Here is a 19,132-nt window from a genome sequence, read left to right as displayed (position 1 = left end):
TGGCTTTACCCAATACATATCTAGAAAGTGCACTATCAGTAACACTCACTCCCGGGGAGTATGCACTATGATCTCGGAAACACTTGTTGACCTGTCTCGCCTCCAGTTTGCGATGACGGCAATGTATCACTTCATCTTTGTTCCACTCACCATGGGGCTTGCATTTTTGTTAGCCATTATGGAGTCGGTATATGTCTTAACCGGCAAAGAGGTCTACAAAGACATGGTGAAATTCTGGGGTAAGCTCTTTGGTATTAACTTTGCCATTGGGGTTGCTACCGGTCTCACTATGGAATTCCAATTTGGTACCAACTGGTCCTACTACAGCCATTATGTTGGTGACGTCTTTGGTGCGCCCTTAGCCATTGAAGGCTTAATGGCCTTCTTCTTAGAATCGACTTTTATTGGTTTATTCTTCTTTGGTTGGGAGCGACTAAGCAAGCGTCAGCACTTGGCTGTGACCTGGTTGGTTGCTATTGGTTCAAACTTATCAGCTCTGTGGATTCTGGTCGCTAACGGTTGGATGCAAAATCCAGTAGGGGCAGAATTTAATTATGAAACCATGCGCATGGAAGTGGTCGACTTTGCTGCCTTAATTTTTAACCCTGTGGCACAGGTAAAGTTTGTTCACACTGTAGCAGCTGGCTATGTAACAGGTTCAATCTTCGTTTTAGCAATTTCAAGTTGGTACTTATTGAAGAAGCGCGATCTTGGGTTTGCGCGCCGCTCATTCGCTATTGCTTCTGCTTTTGGTATGGCCTCCATCCTTTCCGTCATCGTTTTAGGTGACGAGTCAGGCTACGAATTGGGGGACGTACAGAAAACCAAACTCGCCGCTATTGAGGCAGAATGGCATACAGAAAAAGCGCCAGCCGCTTTTACTCTATTCGGCTTGCCTAATATGGAAACACATACAACCGACTATGCCATAAAAATCCCATACGCTATGGGTATCATTGCAACACGCTCTTTAGATAAAGAAGTCACTGGCATTCAAGACCTCAGCAAACAACACGAAGCACGTATCCGCAACGGTATGATTGCCTATGAACGTTTGCAAGTCTTACGTAACGGTGACCGCTCTGAAGAAAACATTGCAGCATTTGACGAGGTGAAAGCCGATCTCGGCTATGGTTTATTGTTAAAGCGTTATACAGAAAACATCGCTGAAGCAACCGAAGAACAAATTCAGCAAGCAGTTATCGATACAATCCCTCACGTACCGAGTCTCTTCTGGGCATTTCGCCTTATGGTGGCAGCAGGTTTCTTAATGCTCTTACTATTTGCTTTGTCATTCTGGGCTTCAACCCGACATAATCAAGAGCACAAACCTTGGCTATTACGCTTTGCCTTATTCAGCCTTCCATTGCCTTGGATTGGCGTACAAACTGGTTGGTATGTTGCGGAAATGGGGCGTCAACCTTGGTCCATTGGCGAGGTATTACCCACTTTCTATTCCGTCTCATCCTTGTCTATTAGCGATGTAATGGCCTCAATCATTACCATCGCCGTAATTTATATCGTGTTAATTTCGATTGAAATGTACTTAATGATTCGTTTTGCTCGCAAAGGTCCAAGCAGTTTGAAAACAGGCCGCTACCACTTTGAACAAAACAGTATTAAGAACCTATAAGGAGTGGCGAAATGTTTGATTACGAAACTCTAAAACTGATCTGGTGGGTATTAGTCGGTATTTTACTGATTGGCTTTGCTTTAACCGATGGTTTTGACTTAGGTGCTGTAATTCTGATGCCTTTTGTAGGCAAAACAGATAGTGAGCGCCGTGTTGTATTAAATACCATTGGTCCACACTGGGAGGGTAACCAAGTTTGGCTAGTTACAGCTGCCGGTGCTCTATTCGCTGCTTGGCCTGTTGTATATGCTGCCTCTTTCTCTGGCTTTTACTGGGCCATGCTATTGGTACTCTTTGCCTTGTTTACTCGCCCTCTAGGTTTTGATTACCGTAGTAAGCTAGAAAACCCAAACTGGCGTGTACGCTGGGATTGGGCCATGTGGGTGGGCAGTTTTGTGCCGTCCTTAGTCTTCGGTGTTGCCTTTGGTAATCTATTCCTTGGCGTGCCCTTCACGCTAGATGAAACCATGCGGATCAGCTACACAGGTAGCTTTTGGGGCCTACTAAATCCTTTTGGCATTTTAGTTGGACTGGTCAGTGTAACGATGCTCACAACACACGGCGCGGCATGGCTGATGATGCGCACTGATGAACAAGTGTTCCATCGCTCACGTACAGCAGCCAAGAACTTCGCTATTGCTTACTTGGTGACCTTTATTGGTGCCGGTATCTGGTTATGGTTAGGCATTGATGGTTATAGTGTGACCTCCATTATTGACCCGAACGCTGCAATCGATCCATTAAGTAAAACCGTTGAACAAAACAATCCAGGCTGGTTAGCAAACTATGCGCTGCACCCTGTAATGTTAAGTGCTCCCGTGATTGGTATTCTCGGTGGTATTATTACTTTTGTAGCAGCAAGCTCGAACCGCTCAGGTTTTGCCTTCCTTGGCTCATCACTAATGATTGCTGGTAGCATTTGCACTGCTGGTTTTGCATTGTTTCCATTCCTCATGCCATCAAGCATTGACTTATCATCAAGCCTCACCATGTGGGATGCTGTGTCTAGCCATAAAACTTTAGGCATTATGTTTATTGCAGCAATCATCTTTGTCCCTATTATTTTGACTTATACACTCTGGAGCTATATTAAAATGTGGGGCACCGTGAAAGTTACAGACATTGACAGTGACCCGCACGGCTTATACTAAATAAAAAACCAATGCAGCTGCTACAGCACATGACCGAGCAGCTGCAACACTACTCAGCCTAAGCAAACAATATACGTAACACGGCTCAACGGAAGCAGTGCAAGGCTGCAAAATGACTGGAGAGGTTTTATATGTGGTATTTCACTTGGATTCTAGGTGTGCTGTTAGCTTGCAGCATGGCTATTATTAACGCTCTATGGTTAGAAAGATCATATGATATGGATGCCAAAGACGAATAAAGCAATTACTAACCATAACAAAAAAGCCGTTACATCACTGTAACGGCTTTTTTGTGGCTGTATTCGTCCTTGCAAAGCTTTAACGCTGCGCTGCTTTTAAGGCCGCAATCACTTTTTCATCATGATTATAACTATCACTGCGAAAGCGTAGTCGGTTATCCATATCCACCTCAACGGTCCAGTACGCCAACAACACAGGAATAGGCTCTGGCAGATTCACATTACGTGTTCTACCGCTCGCTTGAATCCGTTCGATACGCTGACGTTCACTGGCTGCCGCAGTAAACAATAAATGATCCACGAGTTTGTCAGCATCCTCTACTCGTACGCAACCTGAACTCACAGTCCGCGTAGCACGGCCAAATATATGTTTACTTGGGGTGTCGTGCAAATACACAGTGAAAGGGTTAGCAAAACGTATAGCAACCAATCCTAACGCATTATTTGGCCCAGGCCCTTGACGTAACATAATGCCAGCTGGGGACTGCCAATTAACATGATAAGGATTTAAAACATTACCTTGATAATCGAGCACTTGCATATTGCTGCGCGCCAAGTAACCAATATCACGTCGGATAGCCGGTAATTTATCTTCACGTAAAATAGTTGGTGGAACCGTCCAAGTAGGGTTTATAGTCAAATGCGTTATACGTGACTTCAACAATGGTGTTTGTCGTCTCTGGGTACCCACTTGAGTCCGTGTACGCCACACAACGTCACCATCGCGGAAATACAGCAAACGAGCACCCGCAATATCAACCACAAGCATCGTAGGCTCATACCACTTTTCTAACCAGCGCAAGCGCTCCAAATTGACTTTAACTTGCATTAAACGTTGCTCTGGGCTGATATTTAGCTCACGCAATGTAGCCGGTCCTACAACGCCATCACTCTCGAGATAATGATCACGCTGAAAAGCTTTGACCGCAGCTGCCAACTCTGGCGTATAAAGCTCTGGATTAACCGTTTCTGCAGGCACTACCGTATCGTCAATAAAAAGCAATTTTTGTGCTGCAAGATCTTTCTCAATCTCATAACCTGCTAGCATAAGTCGCTCTTTTAATCGTGGCACACGAACATCAAGCGAACCCTTACGTAATACTTTACCCGCTGGCACAATACCCCAGTCAGTTTGCTCTAATAAATACGTAGTTTTCAATACTTCGCGCAGCTTTCTATAAGCAGCTTGCTGTGGCCGCACTTGAGCAAAAATATTCGGCAAATTATCCAAACCAGCAAGAGCGTCTGGCACTATAGAAGTTGGCGCACTTGGCTTAATTACCTCCTCAAACCAGTAAGGTTCTACTTTTTCTGGGTTAAGCACACCATCGCGCAAATGTGTTAATGCCTGCAAATATCCTTGAGTTAACAAAACTTCATCACAAGCACTCATCGACTGAACAGGATTTTCTTGTAAAGCAAGCAAGCGATCCAGTTGATACATACTCGGCTCTAAACCGTCATATCGCGTTTCCTTGAGCGCATCTGCAAGTTGCTGGCGCAGAGTGACATCACGCCACAGCGACCTATAGTCCACAGCCTGATACAGTATATTTAGCTGCTTTAATGACTGATCCGACAAACGGTGATTGCTTGTCACTGCACAGTTTTTTGACCATGAACTCAGTGTCTCTGCCAACACTGACGCAGGCTCGCCAGATTGTTGAGCCCAGCCAACTGCACCATGGGACATTCCTATTACTAATGCTAACCATGTATATTTTTTAAGCATAGGTTTGGATCCCTTCAATGAGCTGTTAATATATGGCGCTTACGTGCGCACTGTATTGATAAGACGCCTGTTCGGATCGATGTATCACACATTTAGAGAGCATCGACACTCGCGCAACTTAAAAACATCGGCCCTATTTTCACAGAGCACTATTTGTGCCATACACGAGAGCACTCGTATGATTCGTCCTTTTTTAATTCGCTCCTTATTCGTAACTGTATCAAGTCTTTTTGCTTTTGGCGCTCATGCCGCTACTATTCCTCAACAGTTGGTAGCCGAACTATCATTAGCGGCCCCCAATTTAAATAATAAAGTTTTATCTAGCGCTCTGAGCGCAATGCAGTGCGCCTTAAATCATGGTGCCGACCCAGCTGAACGCTTAGCTGTCATTGACTACTCTCTGCCTTCTAGCAAAAAACGTATGTGGATTTTCGATTTGGAAAATAAAGAGTTGGTATTACATGACTTTGTCGCCCACGGTAACCGTTCAGGCAATAACTTTGCTACTCGCTTCTCTAACACTTATGGCAGTCACCAATCCAGTATAGGCTTATTCCGCACAGCCGAAAGTTACCATGGTAAACATGGTTACTCATTACGTATGGACGGTTTAGAACCTGGTTTTAATGATCGAGCTCGCGAACGAGCCATTGTTATTCATTCAGCCAACTATGTGAACCCTGACTGGATTCAAACTCAGGGACGTATTGGTCGAAGTCAAGGTTGCCCTGCAGTACGCCCGGAAATTGGCCGCACTGTTGTGGATAATCTAAAAGGTGGTCAGTTTATGTTTTCTTGGTACCCTGACCAAGAGTGGTTACAGAGCTCTATCTATTTAAACTGCCGTACTCAACAAGTAGCCGGCACAGCTTCTATCCGTGGTCTGAAAAACATTTAAACCCTCTCGCCCTAACAGACAGAGGCTCCTACAGCTACCGACCTGTGACAATTAAGCGGGTATGAGACCAAAAAAGGATAACAGTTCCGCTTTTTTGCTCATTGCATCTTGATAACCTAATTCAATCAGCTCATTACAATAACTACGCTCAAATAGTAAGTAACTTAACACGCCGCCACCACTGGCACGCATTGCCCCAGGTCCACGTAAAAATAAACGCAACGACGCAGGTAACTGGTGCCGGTGGCGAGCAGCAATATCATCAATTTTTTTGCTGGGCGAAATCACTAATACCTCTACCGGAGACAAGCCTACGTCCTTTTGACGCTCTCGCTCTGGGAGCATAGCCCCTAGCTCATTTAAACGTTTCAACAACTCGAGATCGGACTCTAAATTATCGGTAAAAGTACTATTAAGTAAGTGCCCACCAATTTGCGCTAGGCTCGGTGGTCGTGCAGTCATAGTCACACCCTGCTCTTCTTGCTCATGAGTACTCACCCCAATCACAAGAATACGGTTAGCCCCTAAGTGCAATGCTGGACTGATAGGCGCAGCTTGACGCACTGCACCATCACCGAAGTATTCATTGTTTAAACGCTCAGGTGGAAATACTAAAGGAATCGCCGAGCTGGCCATCAAGTGCTCAATGCGTAACCGTGCAGGCAGCCCGTTACGCCGATGCCGAGTCCAAGGTTCTATCTTAGATCGACCTTGATAAAAGGTCACAGCCTGCCCTGATTGATAAGCAAAGGCTGTCACAGCAACTGCACGCAACTTACGGCGTGCCACTGCTAAATTAATTCCTGAAAAGTCCAACTCTTTAAGTAATAACTGACGTAAAGGCGAGTTATCAAGCAAAGCAACAGGGACCGCACCCCGGCCAAAACCTAAGACATTTTGCACCATAAATCGACTGGCCTGGCGCAACACCCCGATCCAATCAGTACGGTAGACTAGCTCTGTTCGAAAGCTTCGCCATACTGCGCTAAGCTTTTGAATCGATTGCTGAAAGTCTAGCGCACCACATGCCAAGCTAACCGCATTAATAGCACCCGCGGAGGTTCCAACAATCACTTCAAACGGGTTGTCTGATGCATCTGGCAATAAATCTGCAATAGCCGACAATACGCCCACTTGATAAGCAGCTCGCGCACCACCCCCCGACAAAATCAAACCTGTAATTGAATCGTGTTGGATGCTTGCCCCTCTATCAACCACATCAACTTGTTCCTGTGTTTTCAATACAGCTTTGCCTCGCCTTCTGGCCGCGTTTTAAAACGACGATGTGCCCATAAGTATTGCTCAGGCTGTTCACGAATCGCTTGCTCAATCCATTGATTGAGGCGCAAACAGTCTGCTTCATCAGACTCACCAGGAAAATCGATCAAGGGTGGCTCCAACTCAATTAAATAGCCTTGTCCTTTGGGTAAACGCGTTTGCTTCATCGGTATAACCTGCGCACGACCTAATTTAGCAAATTTACTAGTAGCCGTTACTGTAGCAGCTGGTATACCAAATAAGGGCACAAAGAGGCTCAATTTAGGACCATAGTCTTGATCAGGCGCGTACCAGATGGCGCGACCTTGACGCAGTACTTTCAACATACCACGCACATCCTCTCGTTCAATCGCTTGGGAGTCAGTATTATGACGCTCACGACCACGACGCTGTACATAGTCAAATACTGGGTTTTTATGAGCTCTATACATCCCATCAATCGTATGGCGCTGCCCTAGCAAAGCTGCTCCTATTTCTAATGTAGTAAAATGAATCGCCATTAAAATCACGCCTTGCCCTTGCTCTTGAGCAGCCTGTAAATGCTCTAACCCCTTAACCTTAAGCAAACGACGTAAGCGTTTTTGAGGCCACCACCAACTCATTGCCATTTCAAAGAAAGCAATACCCATTGATATAAAGTTGTCGCGTACCAATGCTTTACGCTGAGCTGAAGTCAGCTCAGGAAAACACAATTCTAAATTCCGCGTCACAATATGACGACGCTTCGCAGCACCACAAAACATAAGCAAACCTAAAGCTCGGCCCAACACTAAGAGCGCTCGATAAGGTAGCTGCGTTAATAACCATAAAAGCCCCAACCCCAACCATAACAACCAATAGCGTGGATGCAAAAAGGCGATATCAAACCCAGAATGCTTCATACTCTATATACCAAATAGCGTAAAAGTGCGTATTCTACATGGCTTATTGAATTAGAGCCTGCCATGCTTGTCGCTATAACTCATTTTTATTGTTAACTACACATAGAGCTATCAATGAATCAAGTAAATAATCTTGAGCAAGCACCTGTTTTTCAACTTAAAGGCAGCATGCTCGCCTTAACCATTTTAGAGCTTACAACCATTGACCTTGAACATTTAGATATTCAACTGGCTGATAAAGTTGAGCAAGCCCCACAGTTTTTTCAAGACGCTCCAATTATTTTAGCCATCGACAAATGCGCTGAAAATGACAATCCTCTCGACTTGCAACGTCTATTAAGCATCTGCCGTAAACATGGCATGTTACCGCTTGCTTTACGCGCTGTAAGTCCAGAACATATTCAGGCTGCAAAAGCCTTAGATTTAGCCGTAATTCCACCAACCGGCGCTCGCGAGCGTCCTGTAGCCTTACATCCAAAGGATACAGTAGTGCCGCCACCTGCAGCTGAGCCTAGTTATATACCTGCTAAAATCATCACCCACCCCATTCGTAGCGGTCAGCAAATTTATGCTAAAGGTACAGATTTAATTGTTATGGCTGCCGTCAGCGCAGGTGCGGAACTATTAGCTGATGGCCATATCCATGTATATGGCCCTTTGCGCGGCCGCGCGTTAGCCGGCATTAATGGCAACACTGAAGCCCGTATATTTTGCCAATATATGGGAGCAGAAATGCTCTCTATCGCAGGGCATTACAAAGTTGCTGAAGACTTACGTCGCGATCCTTTATGGGGGAAAGCGACACAAATATGCTTAGTTAAAGAACAGTTAGAACTCTCTGCTCTTTAAGCTATACCTTTGTGCTGATGAACACTTTATAATCAATTCATCAACAACCCTTTACTCTATATTTATAAGGTGACCCGTTTGTCTAAGATTCTTGTTGTAACTTCAGGTAAAGGCGGTGTTGGCAAAACCACCACCAGCGCAGCCATTGGCACAGGCCTCGCATTACGCGGACATCGTACTGTTATTGTCGACTTTGATGTGGGTTTGCGTAATCTTGATTTAATTATGGGTTGTGAGCGCCGTGTCGTTTATGACTTTGTCAACGTCATCAATGGTGACGCCACGCTCAACCAAGCGCTGATTAAAGATAAGCGCTTAGAAAATCTTTATATTCTAGCCGCCAGCCAAACACGTGACAAAGATGCACTGACCCAAGAAGGTGTAGAAAAAGTTCTGACTGAACTTGCTGAGCAATTTGAGTACGTCATTTGTGACTCACCTGCTGGTATCGAAAAAGGCGCTCACTTAGCCATGTACTTGGCCGATGCGGCCATTGTTGTCACAAACCCTGAAGTCTCTTCTGTGCGCGACTCTGACCGCATGCTTGGCCTCTTATCCAGCAAATCTAAACGTGCCGAAGAAGGCCGTGAACCTATTACAGAACACTTGCTTTTAACTCGTTATAGTCCTGAACGTGTTGAGCGGGGCGAAATGCTAAGCGTTGAAGACGTTGAAGAAATTCTGTCTATTCAAATGATCGGAGTCATCCCAGAGTCTCAAGCTGTACTTAAAGCCTCTAACCAAGGTGTCCCTGTTATTCTGGATGAAGACAGTGATGCGGGGCAAGCGTACAGTGATGCTGTTGAGCGCCTTTTAGGCAAGGACGTCCCACACCGCTTTTTAGATGTCCCCAAAAAAGGCTTCCTAAAGCGCATGTTCGGAGGTAAAGAGTGAGCATTATAGATTTTTTCAGAGCCCGCAAAAAAGCCCCAACCGCATCTGTTGCCAAAGAGCGATTACAAATCATTGTTGCCCACGAACGCGGTCAACGTGATGAACCCGACTACTTACCAGCCTTGCAAAAAGAGCTGGTCGACGTTATTCGTAAATATGTAAATATCGACCAAGAGCAAGTTCAAGTTGCACTGGACAGTCAAGGAAGCTGCTCTATTTTAGAGCTAAACATCACCCTTCCTGATCGTTAACCAATCTACAGGCTCAATATTGCAGTTCATATTTGGCGGCTTTCGGGCCGCCGAATTGATTCACAGGATTAATTATGCCGCTGTCCAGCATTGAAATTATCTATATAGATTCACAAATCCTGGTGGTCAATAAGCCCACTTTATTACTCTCAGTTCCAGGCAGAGCTGAAGACAATAAAGACTGCCTCATCACCCGCTTACAAGAAAATGGCTACCCTGACGCTTTAATTGTACATCGCTTAGATTGGGAAACTACAGGGCTCATGATACTTGCTAGAAACCCTGAGGCCCATCGTGAATTATCCCGCCAATTTCAAGACCGTGAAGTAAAAAAAGGTTACACGGCCTTATGTTGGGGAGAGCCCAGCGCTAATAAGGGGCAAATCGAACTCCCAATGCGTTACGATCCACCCAATAAACCACGACAAATTATTGACCACATACAAGGTAAATACGCTCTCACTTACTGGGAGAAGTTAGAGTGTCACCCAACCTACAGCCGCATCAAACTCATGCCCTACACTGGGCGCTCCCATCAGCTACGCGTGCACATGCAAGCTATCGGACACCCTTTACTAGGTGACCCGCTGTACGCGCATAGGCTAGCCTTCACTGCTGCCCCTCGTCTCTGTTTGCATGCCAGTGAGCTCAGCATTACTCACCCTACTAACAAACGACGCTTAAATTTTAAATGCCCTGCAACCTTTTAACCTGACGCATGAGTCAATGCATAAGTACATACCCAAAAATTAAACATATGCATTACACTGCATACTAGAATTCTGTATGGAACGGCAACCTATGTCAGCTCATAAAGCCTTACTTGCTTTGCGTAATTATTTGACTAGCCAAGTCCTTGGCCAAGAACGCTTAGTGGATCGCTTACTTATTGCTCTACTGGCAGACGGCCATCTTTTGGTAGAAGGTGCGCCCGGTCTGGCTAAAACCAAAGCCATTAAACACCTAGCCGAAGGGTTAGAAGCCAGCTTTCAGCGCATTCAATTCACCCCTGACTTACTGCCTTCAGATATCACAGGAACTGATATTTACCGTCCCGAAAGCGGTTTATTTGAGTTTCAGCAAGGACCGGTTTTTCATAATTTAATTTTAGCCGATGAAATCAACCGCGCGCCCGCCAAAGTACAATCAGCACTACTGGAAGCCATGGCTGAACACCAGGTCAGCATAGGCAACCATACCTATAATCTACCTGATTTATTTTTAGTGATGGCAACACAAAATCCAATCGAGCAAGAAGGCACATACCCCTTACCTGAAGCTCAACTCGATCGTTTTTTAATGCATATTAAAATCGGTTTTCCTGACGCACACATCGAACGTAAAATTCTACAACAAGCACGCGGTACAGCATTACAGGGTACACCACAACCGCCAGACAAGCTTAGTCAAGAAGCTATCAACGCCGCCCGAACAGAAATCCTTAACTTATATATGGCCGATGCAATGGAAGAGTACTTAGTCCAATTAGTCATTGCCACCCGTACTCCAGCCAAATTTGATGTCGACCTAGCCAAATGGATACGTTTTGGAGCCAGTCCTCGCGGCTCCATTGCCATTGATACCTGTGCCCGTGCACATGCTTGGCTAGCAGGACGAGATTTTGTAAGCCCTGAGGATATACAAGCGGTGCTCTTTGACTGCTTACGCCACCGCATTATTTTATCTTTTGAAGCAGAAGCATCCGGCATGGACCAAGATCAAGTGCTACAACATTTGTTAAATGTAGTTGCGGTTGCTTAATGGACGTGCAAGGGCGTATCCATATTAACCTACAACACTTGTTGGAGGTGCGACATTATTTAGATAAAATCGCGATTTTCAATCCGCCTTTACAACATAGTGCACTACTAGGCATACACCGCTCACGCTTACGTGGTCGCGGTATGGATTTTGACCAGGTTCGTGCCTACCAAACAGGTGATGACGCCCGCAGTATTGACTGGCGTGTCACCGCACGCACAGGTGAAGTGCATACCAAGGTGTTTCATGAGGAACGAGAGCGTCCAACCTATATTTTGGTCGAACAAAGCTTACACCTTTTTTTTGCCAGCACTGGTTGTTTTAAGTCTGTTTTAGCAGCACAAGTAGCTGCTTTATTTGCTTGGGCCAGCTTAAAGAACAATGATCGCGTTGGCGGCTTAGTCTTCGATGAAAATAACGTACAACATATCCCCCCACAACGAAGCCGGCAAAGTGTTTTGCATTTATTGCAAGCTATAAGCGAAGCCAACCAAGCTTTGCAGCAACCCATGGTAAAACAATTGAATAACCCGTTACCGCATGCTTTACAACAGGCTCAACGGCTCACTCGACCTGGCGGGTTGATTATATTAATTTGCAATGAACGACATTTAAATGAAGATACTGCACAGTTATTGAAACGCCTTGCAAAACATGCTGAACTTATTCTACTCCCTCTGTCCGATCCTCTCGAGCACGCCCTGCCCGAGTTGCGGCAAAGCCGCTTCGCAATGGGAGTGCGCAGCCTAAATATGCGCACAGAAAATCCTGAATTACGTCATAAATGGCAAGCAATAGGTGCACACTACCAAGCTGTTTGGCAAGAACTAGCCTTACAACTAAACTCACCTTTACTCCCTTTGAGTACACAGTACCCGCTACTTAAACAGCTACAAACTTTCAGCACAGTACCTACGCCTCCTGCGAGGAATACGTCATGATTACTCTTGAGCAGTTACAGCCTATTATACTGCCGCCCCCTGTGAGTTGGTGGCCACCTGCTATCGGCTGGTGGTTACTCACCCTGCTCTTGGTTGCCCTCTTAATTGGTTGGCATTATCTGTTACGTCGACGCACATTGAAATGTCAAGGCAATTTGATCGACCCCCTACGTGCCAGCGCGTTGCAAGAACTCTATGCCCTTGATAAGCCCTTCGGCGGCCAACAAGCAGGTCCTTGGTTGCAGCAACTGAACCAACTATTAAAACGCATTTGCGCTACACACTACCCCGACTATGCCAGTCACACTTTAAGTGGTCGTGAGTGGCTTGCTTTTTTAGACAGCCGCTGCCCTGCGGCAGGACTCACTCGCTGGATGATTTTAGTGCACGGTGCGTATCAACCTGATTGCCGCTTGGACGATAAATCTATCACTCAACTGCAACAGGCCATCGAAACCTGGATTCGTAAGTATGTTTGAGTTTGCTTGGCCTTGGTTATTTTTACTACTACCATTACCTTGGTTCATCCGCACCTTCACACCGCCAGTACCGCAACAAAGTACCGCTTTGCATGTGCCCTTTTATAATGAATTAGAACTTTTACAGCGTAGCAATAAGCGCAACAAATTCGCACATTTAAAAACCTCTAACATTATTTATCTAGTTCTTTGGTTATTACTGATCAGTGCAGCTGCGCGTCCGCAGTGGAACGATGAACACGAGTCGCGCCCTACTTCTGGACGTGATTTACTGATTGCAATGGACGTTTCAAACTCCATGCTCTACAGCGATTTAACCTTAAATGGCCACAGTATTTCTCGTATAGATTTTGTCAAACAATGGCTGAAAAACTTTATTCAACAACGCGATGGTGACCGCTTAGGCTTAATTTTGTTTGGTAGCCAAGCCTACTTACAAGCGCCGCTCACCTATGACCATCAGAGCTTACTCACTTGGATACAAGAAGCACAAGCTGGCATTGCTGGTAACACTACAGCCATTGGAGATGCTCTCGGTTTGGCCATTAAACGCTTGCGCCAACACCCTGCCGATCAACGCGTCTTATTGCTGATTACTGACGGTGCCAACAACAGCGGGGTGATGTCTCCAAATGCGGCAGCACAACTAGCTGCTGATTATCAAATTAAAATTTATACCGTAGGCATCGGCAGTCGATACGACAGCAGTCTAGACCCCCTCATGAACAGTTCGAGTTTAGAGCTCGACGAGAAAACCTTAAAAAATATTGCTCTGCATACTGCAGGACAATATTTTCATATCACCAGTAGCGAGGACTTTACTGATTTACAATTTAAACTCAGTCAATTAGAACCTCACACTTACACTCACTCCACTCAACATAACACGCTTGAGCTTTACCATTGGCCTTTAGCGATAGCCTTGATATTAAGTATGATCTTGGTCCTGTTACATATTTTACATACACTACGCACTCAACGTGGTCCGCAGGAGCAATCATAATGGAATTATTTGATTACTGGCCTCAGTGGACACGTTTATATTGGCTTGCGGGTTTTCCCGTAATACTCCTCTTGATTATCGCGTTCTACAAAGCACATAAAATTCAGAGCAACTGGCATTTTTTTCTACCTAAGGCCTTCCATTCGGCCTTACTCACTCAATACAATGAAAAAAAAAGTAAACGCCGTTACTGGTTATTAGGCACTGCTTGGTTTATAAGTCTCTTGGCTCTATTAGGCCCAAACTGGCATACATACACTAAACAAACTTCACAAGAGCAATACTTTGCACCACTCATCATAGTAATTCAGCTCACCCCAGATCTGCTCGCCAATGACTTACCTCCTAGCCGTTTGCATCATGTACAAAGCAAGGTTATGGAACTACTCCGGCTGCGACAGAGCGCCTATAGCAGTATTGTCGTTTATGCTGGTAGCCCTCACACTTTAGTTCCACTGAGTAATGACCTAGTTACCAGCCAGAACCTCTTACAGGCACTACGTCCCGACCTAATGCCTAAGCCAGGCCAACGCGCAGACCTTGCTATTCAGCGGGCGATCGAACTATTACGGCATGGCGCTCAAGGCAAGGGACAAGTGTTACTGTTCAGTACTGGGATTACTTCTCTCGAACTAAATACCATAGAAAAGTTACTTAAACGTCAGCCCATCGCATTGAAAATTATAGGCGTGGGCAGTACTGCAGGTGCACCTATCATTGAGCCTGATTCCACTTCTAATGCACAGCAGGGGCATTTCATGACTGATAATGACGGGGCAATTGTCCTCAGTCGTCTCAATGAAGTTTCTTTACAGCTACTTAGCCAGCGGACAAATAGTCCTTACACCCAACTTAGATATGATGCCAGTGACCTTAATGAGTTGGGATTATTTAACTCGACTCAAAACAACTTTACCACTACCTTAAAAGAACAAAAACCAACCCTGCAAGATCAAGGATATTGGCTAGTCCTGCCTGTATTGTTACTTACCCTACTATTTGCCCGTCGTGGGAGCTTACTGGTACTGCTGCTCTGCTTTGCACCGCCAACGCAAGTCTTTGCTTTAAGCCTAAATGAACTCTGGTTACGATCAGACCAACAAGCTGCCAAACTGCTTGAACATACCCCTAAGCAGGCTGCAGAATATTTTAACGATCTACAATGGCGCGCTACAGCACTCTACTTAGCTGAAGACTATATAGCTGCCGCAAATTTATATGAACAAATCAACACCCCGCAAGCTCATTATAACCGCGGCAACGCCTTAGCTTTAGCCGGTTTGCTACAAGAAGCTGCCATCGCCTACGAACAGGCACTTCGACAAAACCCTGAGTTACTTGCTGCGCAATACAATTTGAATTTGGTTGATAAACACTTAAAAGCACAGAAAAGACAAACCAAGAACGAGAAAACCGCCACTAATCCTAGTTTACCTACTGAAAATGCAGCAGGCAGCATAACAGCCCCTACCACATCACAGGCCATGGACCATAAAAATTCTACCCCTACACAGAATAGCGTTACTGATTCCTTGGGTAGTCCTACGCCAGTGCCACACATTAAAAACAGCCCAAACGAATCAGAATCAGCACCATCTCAATTACACTTAGAACGTTGGCTTGAACAAATCCCAGACAATCCTAGTGAGTTATTAAAACGCAAGTTCTGGTACGAACAAAGCTTGCAGGAGAATGCGCCTTGATCCCACGTTGCAGCTATATTTATATCTTGTTGCTTTTTTTTATAAGCGCCTCGTCGGTATATGCTGCAAGCTTTACCGCCAGCGTTGACCGCACTCAACTCAACGCTGGCGAAAGCTTTGAGCTAGTTTTAGAGTCAGATGATACTGCACAATTTTTAACTCCGGATCTCACCCCTTTACAATCTCACTTTACTTTATTATCTAGCAAACAAGTAAACCGCTTTACCGATCCACAACCCCCTGTTACTCAATGGATCTTAACCCTACTGCCCAAACAAACCGGTTTTGTCGTCATTCCACCAATCAGTTTAGGTGAACTTAATAGCGCTCCGATCAACTTAACCATCCGAGAGGCTAAAGACGCAGGTTTGCCTACCCTAGAACCCGTATATATTGACTCACAGCTTCAACATGAATCAGTTTATGTCCAAGCACAACTGTTACTCACTTTAAGGGTCTACCATGCTGTTCCTTTATTTGCTGATGGTAATCTCACACCGTTACTGATTGATAACGCCCGAGTTGAACAACTGGGCAAACCCCATGCTTTTGAGCAACATATCAACGGAGTGCGTCATGGTGTTATTGAATTTAACTATGCTATTTTCCCGCAGCAAAGTGGTGATTTTACTATTCCATCTCAGACATTCTCAGCTTCCTTTGCTGGATCTGGATCAAACACCACAGCTCCCTTCGCCTCCCAAGCGGGTCAACGCATTACAGTAAAGTCTGCACAAATTCCACTGCAGGTTAAACCCATTCCCGACATCTACCCTAAAGATGCTGTCTGGTTACCTGCACAACAACTAGATCTCAAGCAACAATGGACGCCCTCACTCGACACAATCCTTACCACAGGGAGCGCTGCAACACGCTTGCTAACCCTAACTGCTCAAGGTCTACCTAGCTCGCAGTTACCCTCTCTTGCCCCTAACCCTACCCATAACTACAAGACTTATATTGATCAGCCTTTATTAAGTCATAAATTTTCTGAAAATGGCTTATTCAGTAGCCGCAGCGAACGACATGCACTGGTATTTCATCAATCCGGCCAGCAAAAAATTGCAGCGGTTAAGCTTCCTTGGTGGAACACTATTACAGACCAATTAGAGTATGCTCAACTTGATGCTTTGAATCTCTCCATTACAGCTCAAAGTGATGCTCCAAGAGCCGCCCCCTTAACAAATGACACCTCCCCTCTTTATTACAACCGGGCTTTACTTCATCCTCAGCAGCTCCTCTTTTGGCAATTGCTCAGTCTATGCTTTATGCTGCTTAGTGTATTTGCTTTGGCGCTATGGTGGCGAGCGCGACACCAACCTGCTGTTATTGCGCCTGTTAGTCACAATGCCCCAAGTGCTCGTAGCTTACAGGAAGACTTAAAACGCGCATGCTTAGCCAATGACCCACACAGCACCCGTCAAGCACTGGATGCTTGGGCTCGCCAACATACTGAAACACTGGCTGATATGGCTGCCCGTGATACCAACCTGAGTACAGCCCTAGAACAATTAAACAGTGCACTCTACAGTGAAAGTACCGTTCCATGGCAGGGTAAAGATCTGTGGCAAGCCATTTTGCAATTATCCTTTGCTCAATCTTCTCAAACCGATGATAACGAACAACTACCACCGCTTTATCCTCCCTAAAGCACCCGTATCAAAGCGCTGTAGCATATACTTATGCTGACATGAGTCTTTCGTTACTGCTGGTAAAGCGGTATGGTTTATAGCTTTTATGCTAAATTTATTGCGCTGAGCAGTACCGCTCAGCATTTTTTTCTAATCCGTGAGTGAGATACCAACAACGATGGCTGATTTACCGATCGATGATTTAAATATTGCTTCTAACGTGACTTTAATCACTCCAGAGCAGCTCAAAGAAAAAATGCCGCTGAGCGAGCGTGCGCAGAATACCGTTGCCCAAGGTCGCCAAGTTGTTCGCGATATTTTAGACGGTAAAGATCATCGCTTATTTGTAGTAATTGGGCCTTGCTCAATTCACGATGTTAAAGCTGCGCACGAATATGCTGACCGTCTAAAAGCTTTAGCAGAAAAAGTATCCGACACCTTGTTTTTAGTCATGCGTGTGTACTTTGAAAAACCGCGTACTACAGTAGGTTGGAAAGGTTTGATTAACGACCCTTACCTCGATGATTCTTTCAAAATTGAAGATGGCCTACACATTGGACGTCAACTCTTACTTGACCTTGCTGAAAAAGGTTTGCCAACGGCAACCGAAGCACTGGACCCTATTTCACCTCAATACCTTCAAGACCTGATCAGCTGGTCCGCCATTGGTGCACGTACTACCGAGTCGCAAACTCACCGTGAAATGGCTTCTGGTTTATCTTCTGCTGTTGGTTTTAAAAACGGTACCGATGGTGGCTTAACCGTAGCCATTAATGCCCTACAATCTGTGTCTAACCCGCACCGTTTCTTAGGTATTAACCAGCAAGGTGGTGTTTCTATCGTAACTACTAAGGGGAATAGCTATGGCCACGTGGTCTTACGCGGAGGAAATGGCAAGCCTAACTATGACTCTGTCAGTGTCGCATTATGTGAACAAGAGCTGAATAAAGCTAAGATCAAACAAAACATTATGATCGACTGCAGCCATGCCAACTCCAATAAAGACCCAGCCCTCCAACCTTTAGTCTTGGAAAATATTACCAATCAAATTGTTGACGGTAACCAATCCATTAGCAGTTTAATGGTCGAAAGCCATTTAGGTTGGGGTAATCAACCTGTTGGAGATGATCTCAGCCAGTTACAATACGGTGTATCCATTACAGATGCTTGTATTGACTGGGAAACCACTGAAAAGAGTATTCTTCAAATGCGTGATAAACTCAAAGATGTTTTGCCTACACGCAAACGCAGCTGATGCAGTTTAACAAGTGCGCCCAGCATTACTGGGCGCACTAGCTTAAAATATGCTTTAAACCAAGTAATTTATTGTGGATGACGCTGTAAGTAGACTTCAATATAAGAACAGCTCGGAATCACACTCAACTGCTGCGCTTTTGCGTAATCTAACGCTGCTTTAGCTAATAAACCTGCAATCCCCTTACCACGCAGTTCATTAGGTACAAAAGTATGGTGGATATCAATCGCATCCTCACCGACTAAGCGATATTCTAGTACAGCCTCATAACCATCAATATCTGCCAAAAAACACTGTCGTTCAGCATGATGCACAACCTGAGTTGACTCGCTCATTTCAATCTCCAAACTCAACCATTAAACAGTCAATGCAGCATACACCATCTATTAAATATGTTGGTTAATAGTCAGCAGTAACTTATCAAAATCGCGTAAGACCTCGTACTTTTAGTGCGGGGATGGATAGCCAGGGCTGTGTAAGTAGCCTCTTAACCTCTTAACAGGTTGCTGAAGTCTTTGCAGTATAGATTGGTACTGGTATTGTATACAGCATG

Annotated in this window: 19 protein-coding genes; 15 read left to right on the top strand and 4 right to left on the bottom strand. The window is 45.1% G+C overall.

The annotated features are described in order from the left end of the window. Window positions 1-67 precede the first annotated feature (67 nt). The 3 genes from TOI97_RS11070 to cydX all read left to right on the top strand — a co-directional run bounded on the left by TOI97_RS11070 (window position 68) and on the right by cydX (window position 3,023). Entirely contained in the window at window positions 68-1,633 is a 1,566-nt protein-coding gene (locus TOI97_RS11070; RefSeq protein ID WP_321554190.1) for a cytochrome ubiquinol oxidase subunit I, read from the top strand. 11 nt (window positions 1,634-1,644) lie between these two features. Beyond that, window positions 1,645-2,784, top strand: coding sequence for a cytochrome d ubiquinol oxidase subunit II (gene cydB / locus TOI97_RS11065; protein WP_321554189.1), 1,140 nt, complete (start codon window positions 1,645-1,647; stop codon window positions 2,782-2,784). A gap of 131 nt (window positions 2,785-2,915) precedes the next feature. Further along, on the top strand, window positions 2,916-3,023 hold the full coding sequence (gene cydX, locus TOI97_RS11060) for a cytochrome bd-I oxidase subunit CydX (RefSeq protein WP_321554188.1): 108 nt from the start codon (window positions 2,916-2,918) through the stop codon (window positions 3,021-3,023). 79 nt (window positions 3,024-3,102) lie between these two features. Here cydX and TOI97_RS11055 read toward each other — a convergent pair whose 3' ends face one another. Next, entirely contained in the window at window positions 3,103-4,755 is a 1,653-nt protein-coding gene (locus TOI97_RS11055; protein ID WP_321554187.1) for a L,D-transpeptidase family protein, read from the bottom strand. Window positions 4,756-4,933: 178 nt separating this feature from the next. On the opposite strand from TOI97_RS11055, the gene TOI97_RS11050 reads away from it, so the two are divergent. After that, window positions 4,934-5,653, top strand: coding sequence for a murein L,D-transpeptidase catalytic domain family protein (locus TOI97_RS11050; RefSeq protein ID WP_321554186.1), 720 nt, complete (start codon window positions 4,934-4,936; stop codon window positions 5,651-5,653). Window positions 5,654-5,704: 51 nt separating this feature from the next. On the opposite strand, the gene TOI97_RS11045 is transcribed toward TOI97_RS11050, so the two are convergent. Then, window positions 5,705-6,895 (bottom strand): patatin-like phospholipase family protein, encoded by a 1,191-nt coding sequence (locus TOI97_RS11045; protein ID WP_321554185.1) that lies wholly within the window; start codon window positions 6,893-6,895, stop codon window positions 5,705-5,707. Next, window positions 6,892-7,812 carry a lipid A biosynthesis lauroyl acyltransferase gene (locus TOI97_RS11040; RefSeq protein ID WP_321554184.1) on the bottom strand — a complete coding sequence of 307 codons (921 nt, stop codon included), beginning with the start codon at window positions 7,810-7,812 and terminating at the stop codon, window positions 6,892-6,894. The genes TOI97_RS11045 and TOI97_RS11040 overlap by 4 nt, the downstream gene beginning before the upstream one ends. A 114-nt stretch (window positions 7,813-7,926) precedes the next feature. Here TOI97_RS11040 and minC point away from each other — a divergent pair, with 114 nt between their 5' ends. The 11 genes from minC to TOI97_RS10985 all read left to right on the top strand — a co-directional run bounded on the left by minC (window position 7,927) and on the right by TOI97_RS10985 (window position 18,579). Beyond that, a complete protein-coding gene (gene minC / locus TOI97_RS11035; RefSeq protein ID WP_321554183.1) occupies window positions 7,927-8,661 on the top strand; it encodes a septum site-determining protein MinC in 735 nt (244 codons plus the stop codon). A gap of 78 nt (window positions 8,662-8,739) precedes the next feature. Further along, a complete protein-coding gene (minD, locus tag TOI97_RS11030) occupies window positions 8,740-9,555 on the top strand; it encodes a septum site-determining protein MinD (RefSeq protein WP_321554182.1) in 816 nt (271 codons plus the stop codon). Beyond that, a complete protein-coding gene (gene minE / locus TOI97_RS11025) occupies window positions 9,552-9,806 on the top strand; it encodes a cell division topological specificity factor MinE (RefSeq protein WP_321554181.1) in 255 nt (84 codons plus the stop codon). Before minD ends, minE begins: the two co-directional genes overlap by 4 nt. A 74-nt stretch (window positions 9,807-9,880) precedes the next feature. Then, on the top strand, window positions 9,881-10,516 hold the full coding sequence (locus TOI97_RS11020; RefSeq protein ID WP_321554180.1) for an RluA family pseudouridine synthase: 636 nt from the start codon (window positions 9,881-9,883) through the stop codon (window positions 10,514-10,516). A 91-nt stretch (window positions 10,517-10,607) separates the two neighbouring features. Next, window positions 10,608-11,567, top strand: a complete 960-nt coding sequence (locus TOI97_RS11015) for an AAA family ATPase (protein WP_321554215.1) — start codon at window positions 10,608-10,610, stop codon at window positions 11,565-11,567. Then, a complete protein-coding gene (locus TOI97_RS11010; RefSeq protein WP_321554179.1) occupies window positions 11,567-12,508 on the top strand; it encodes a DUF58 domain-containing protein in 942 nt (313 codons plus the stop codon). Before TOI97_RS11015 ends, TOI97_RS11010 begins: the two co-directional genes overlap by 1 nt. Then, window positions 12,505-12,987, top strand: coding sequence for a DUF4381 domain-containing protein (locus TOI97_RS11005; protein ID WP_321554178.1), 483 nt, complete (start codon window positions 12,505-12,507; stop codon window positions 12,985-12,987). The genes TOI97_RS11010 and TOI97_RS11005 overlap by 4 nt, the downstream gene beginning before the upstream one ends. Continuing rightward, entirely contained in the window at window positions 12,980-13,990 is a 1,011-nt protein-coding gene (locus TOI97_RS11000; RefSeq protein ID WP_321554177.1) for a VWA domain-containing protein, read from the top strand. Before TOI97_RS11005 ends, TOI97_RS11000 begins: the two co-directional genes overlap by 8 nt. Beyond that, on the top strand, window positions 13,990-15,693 hold the full coding sequence (locus TOI97_RS10995; protein ID WP_321554176.1) for a VWA domain-containing protein: 1,704 nt from the start codon (window positions 13,990-13,992) through the stop codon (window positions 15,691-15,693). Before TOI97_RS11000 ends, TOI97_RS10995 begins: the two co-directional genes overlap by 1 nt. Then, window positions 15,690-17,342, top strand: coding sequence for a BatD family protein (locus TOI97_RS10990; RefSeq protein ID WP_321554175.1), 1,653 nt, complete (start codon window positions 15,690-15,692; stop codon window positions 17,340-17,342). Before TOI97_RS10995 ends, TOI97_RS10990 begins: the two co-directional genes overlap by 4 nt. A gap of 160 nt (window positions 17,343-17,502) precedes the next feature. Then, the gene (locus TOI97_RS10985) at window positions 17,503-18,579 is read left to right on the top strand and encodes a 3-deoxy-7-phosphoheptulonate synthase (RefSeq protein ID WP_321554174.1); all 1,077 of its coding nucleotides are present in this window, start codon (window positions 17,503-17,505) and stop codon (window positions 18,577-18,579) included. A gap of 68 nt (window positions 18,580-18,647) precedes the next feature. Here TOI97_RS10985 and TOI97_RS10980 read toward each other — a convergent pair whose 3' ends face one another. Next, window positions 18,648-18,914, bottom strand: a complete 267-nt coding sequence (locus tag TOI97_RS10980) for a GNAT family N-acetyltransferase (RefSeq protein ID WP_321554173.1) — start codon at window positions 18,912-18,914, stop codon at window positions 18,648-18,650. Window positions 18,915-19,132: the final 218 nt, after the last annotated feature.

Source organism: Denitrificimonas halotolerans (genome assembly GCF_034259425.1).
GTDB classification, from domain to species: Bacteria; Pseudomonadota; Gammaproteobacteria; order Pseudomonadales; family Pseudomonadaceae; genus Denitrificimonas; species Denitrificimonas halotolerans.
The sequence above is the reverse complement of the archived record's forward strand: the minus strand, read 5'-3'. Positions and strand labels throughout refer to the sequence as shown.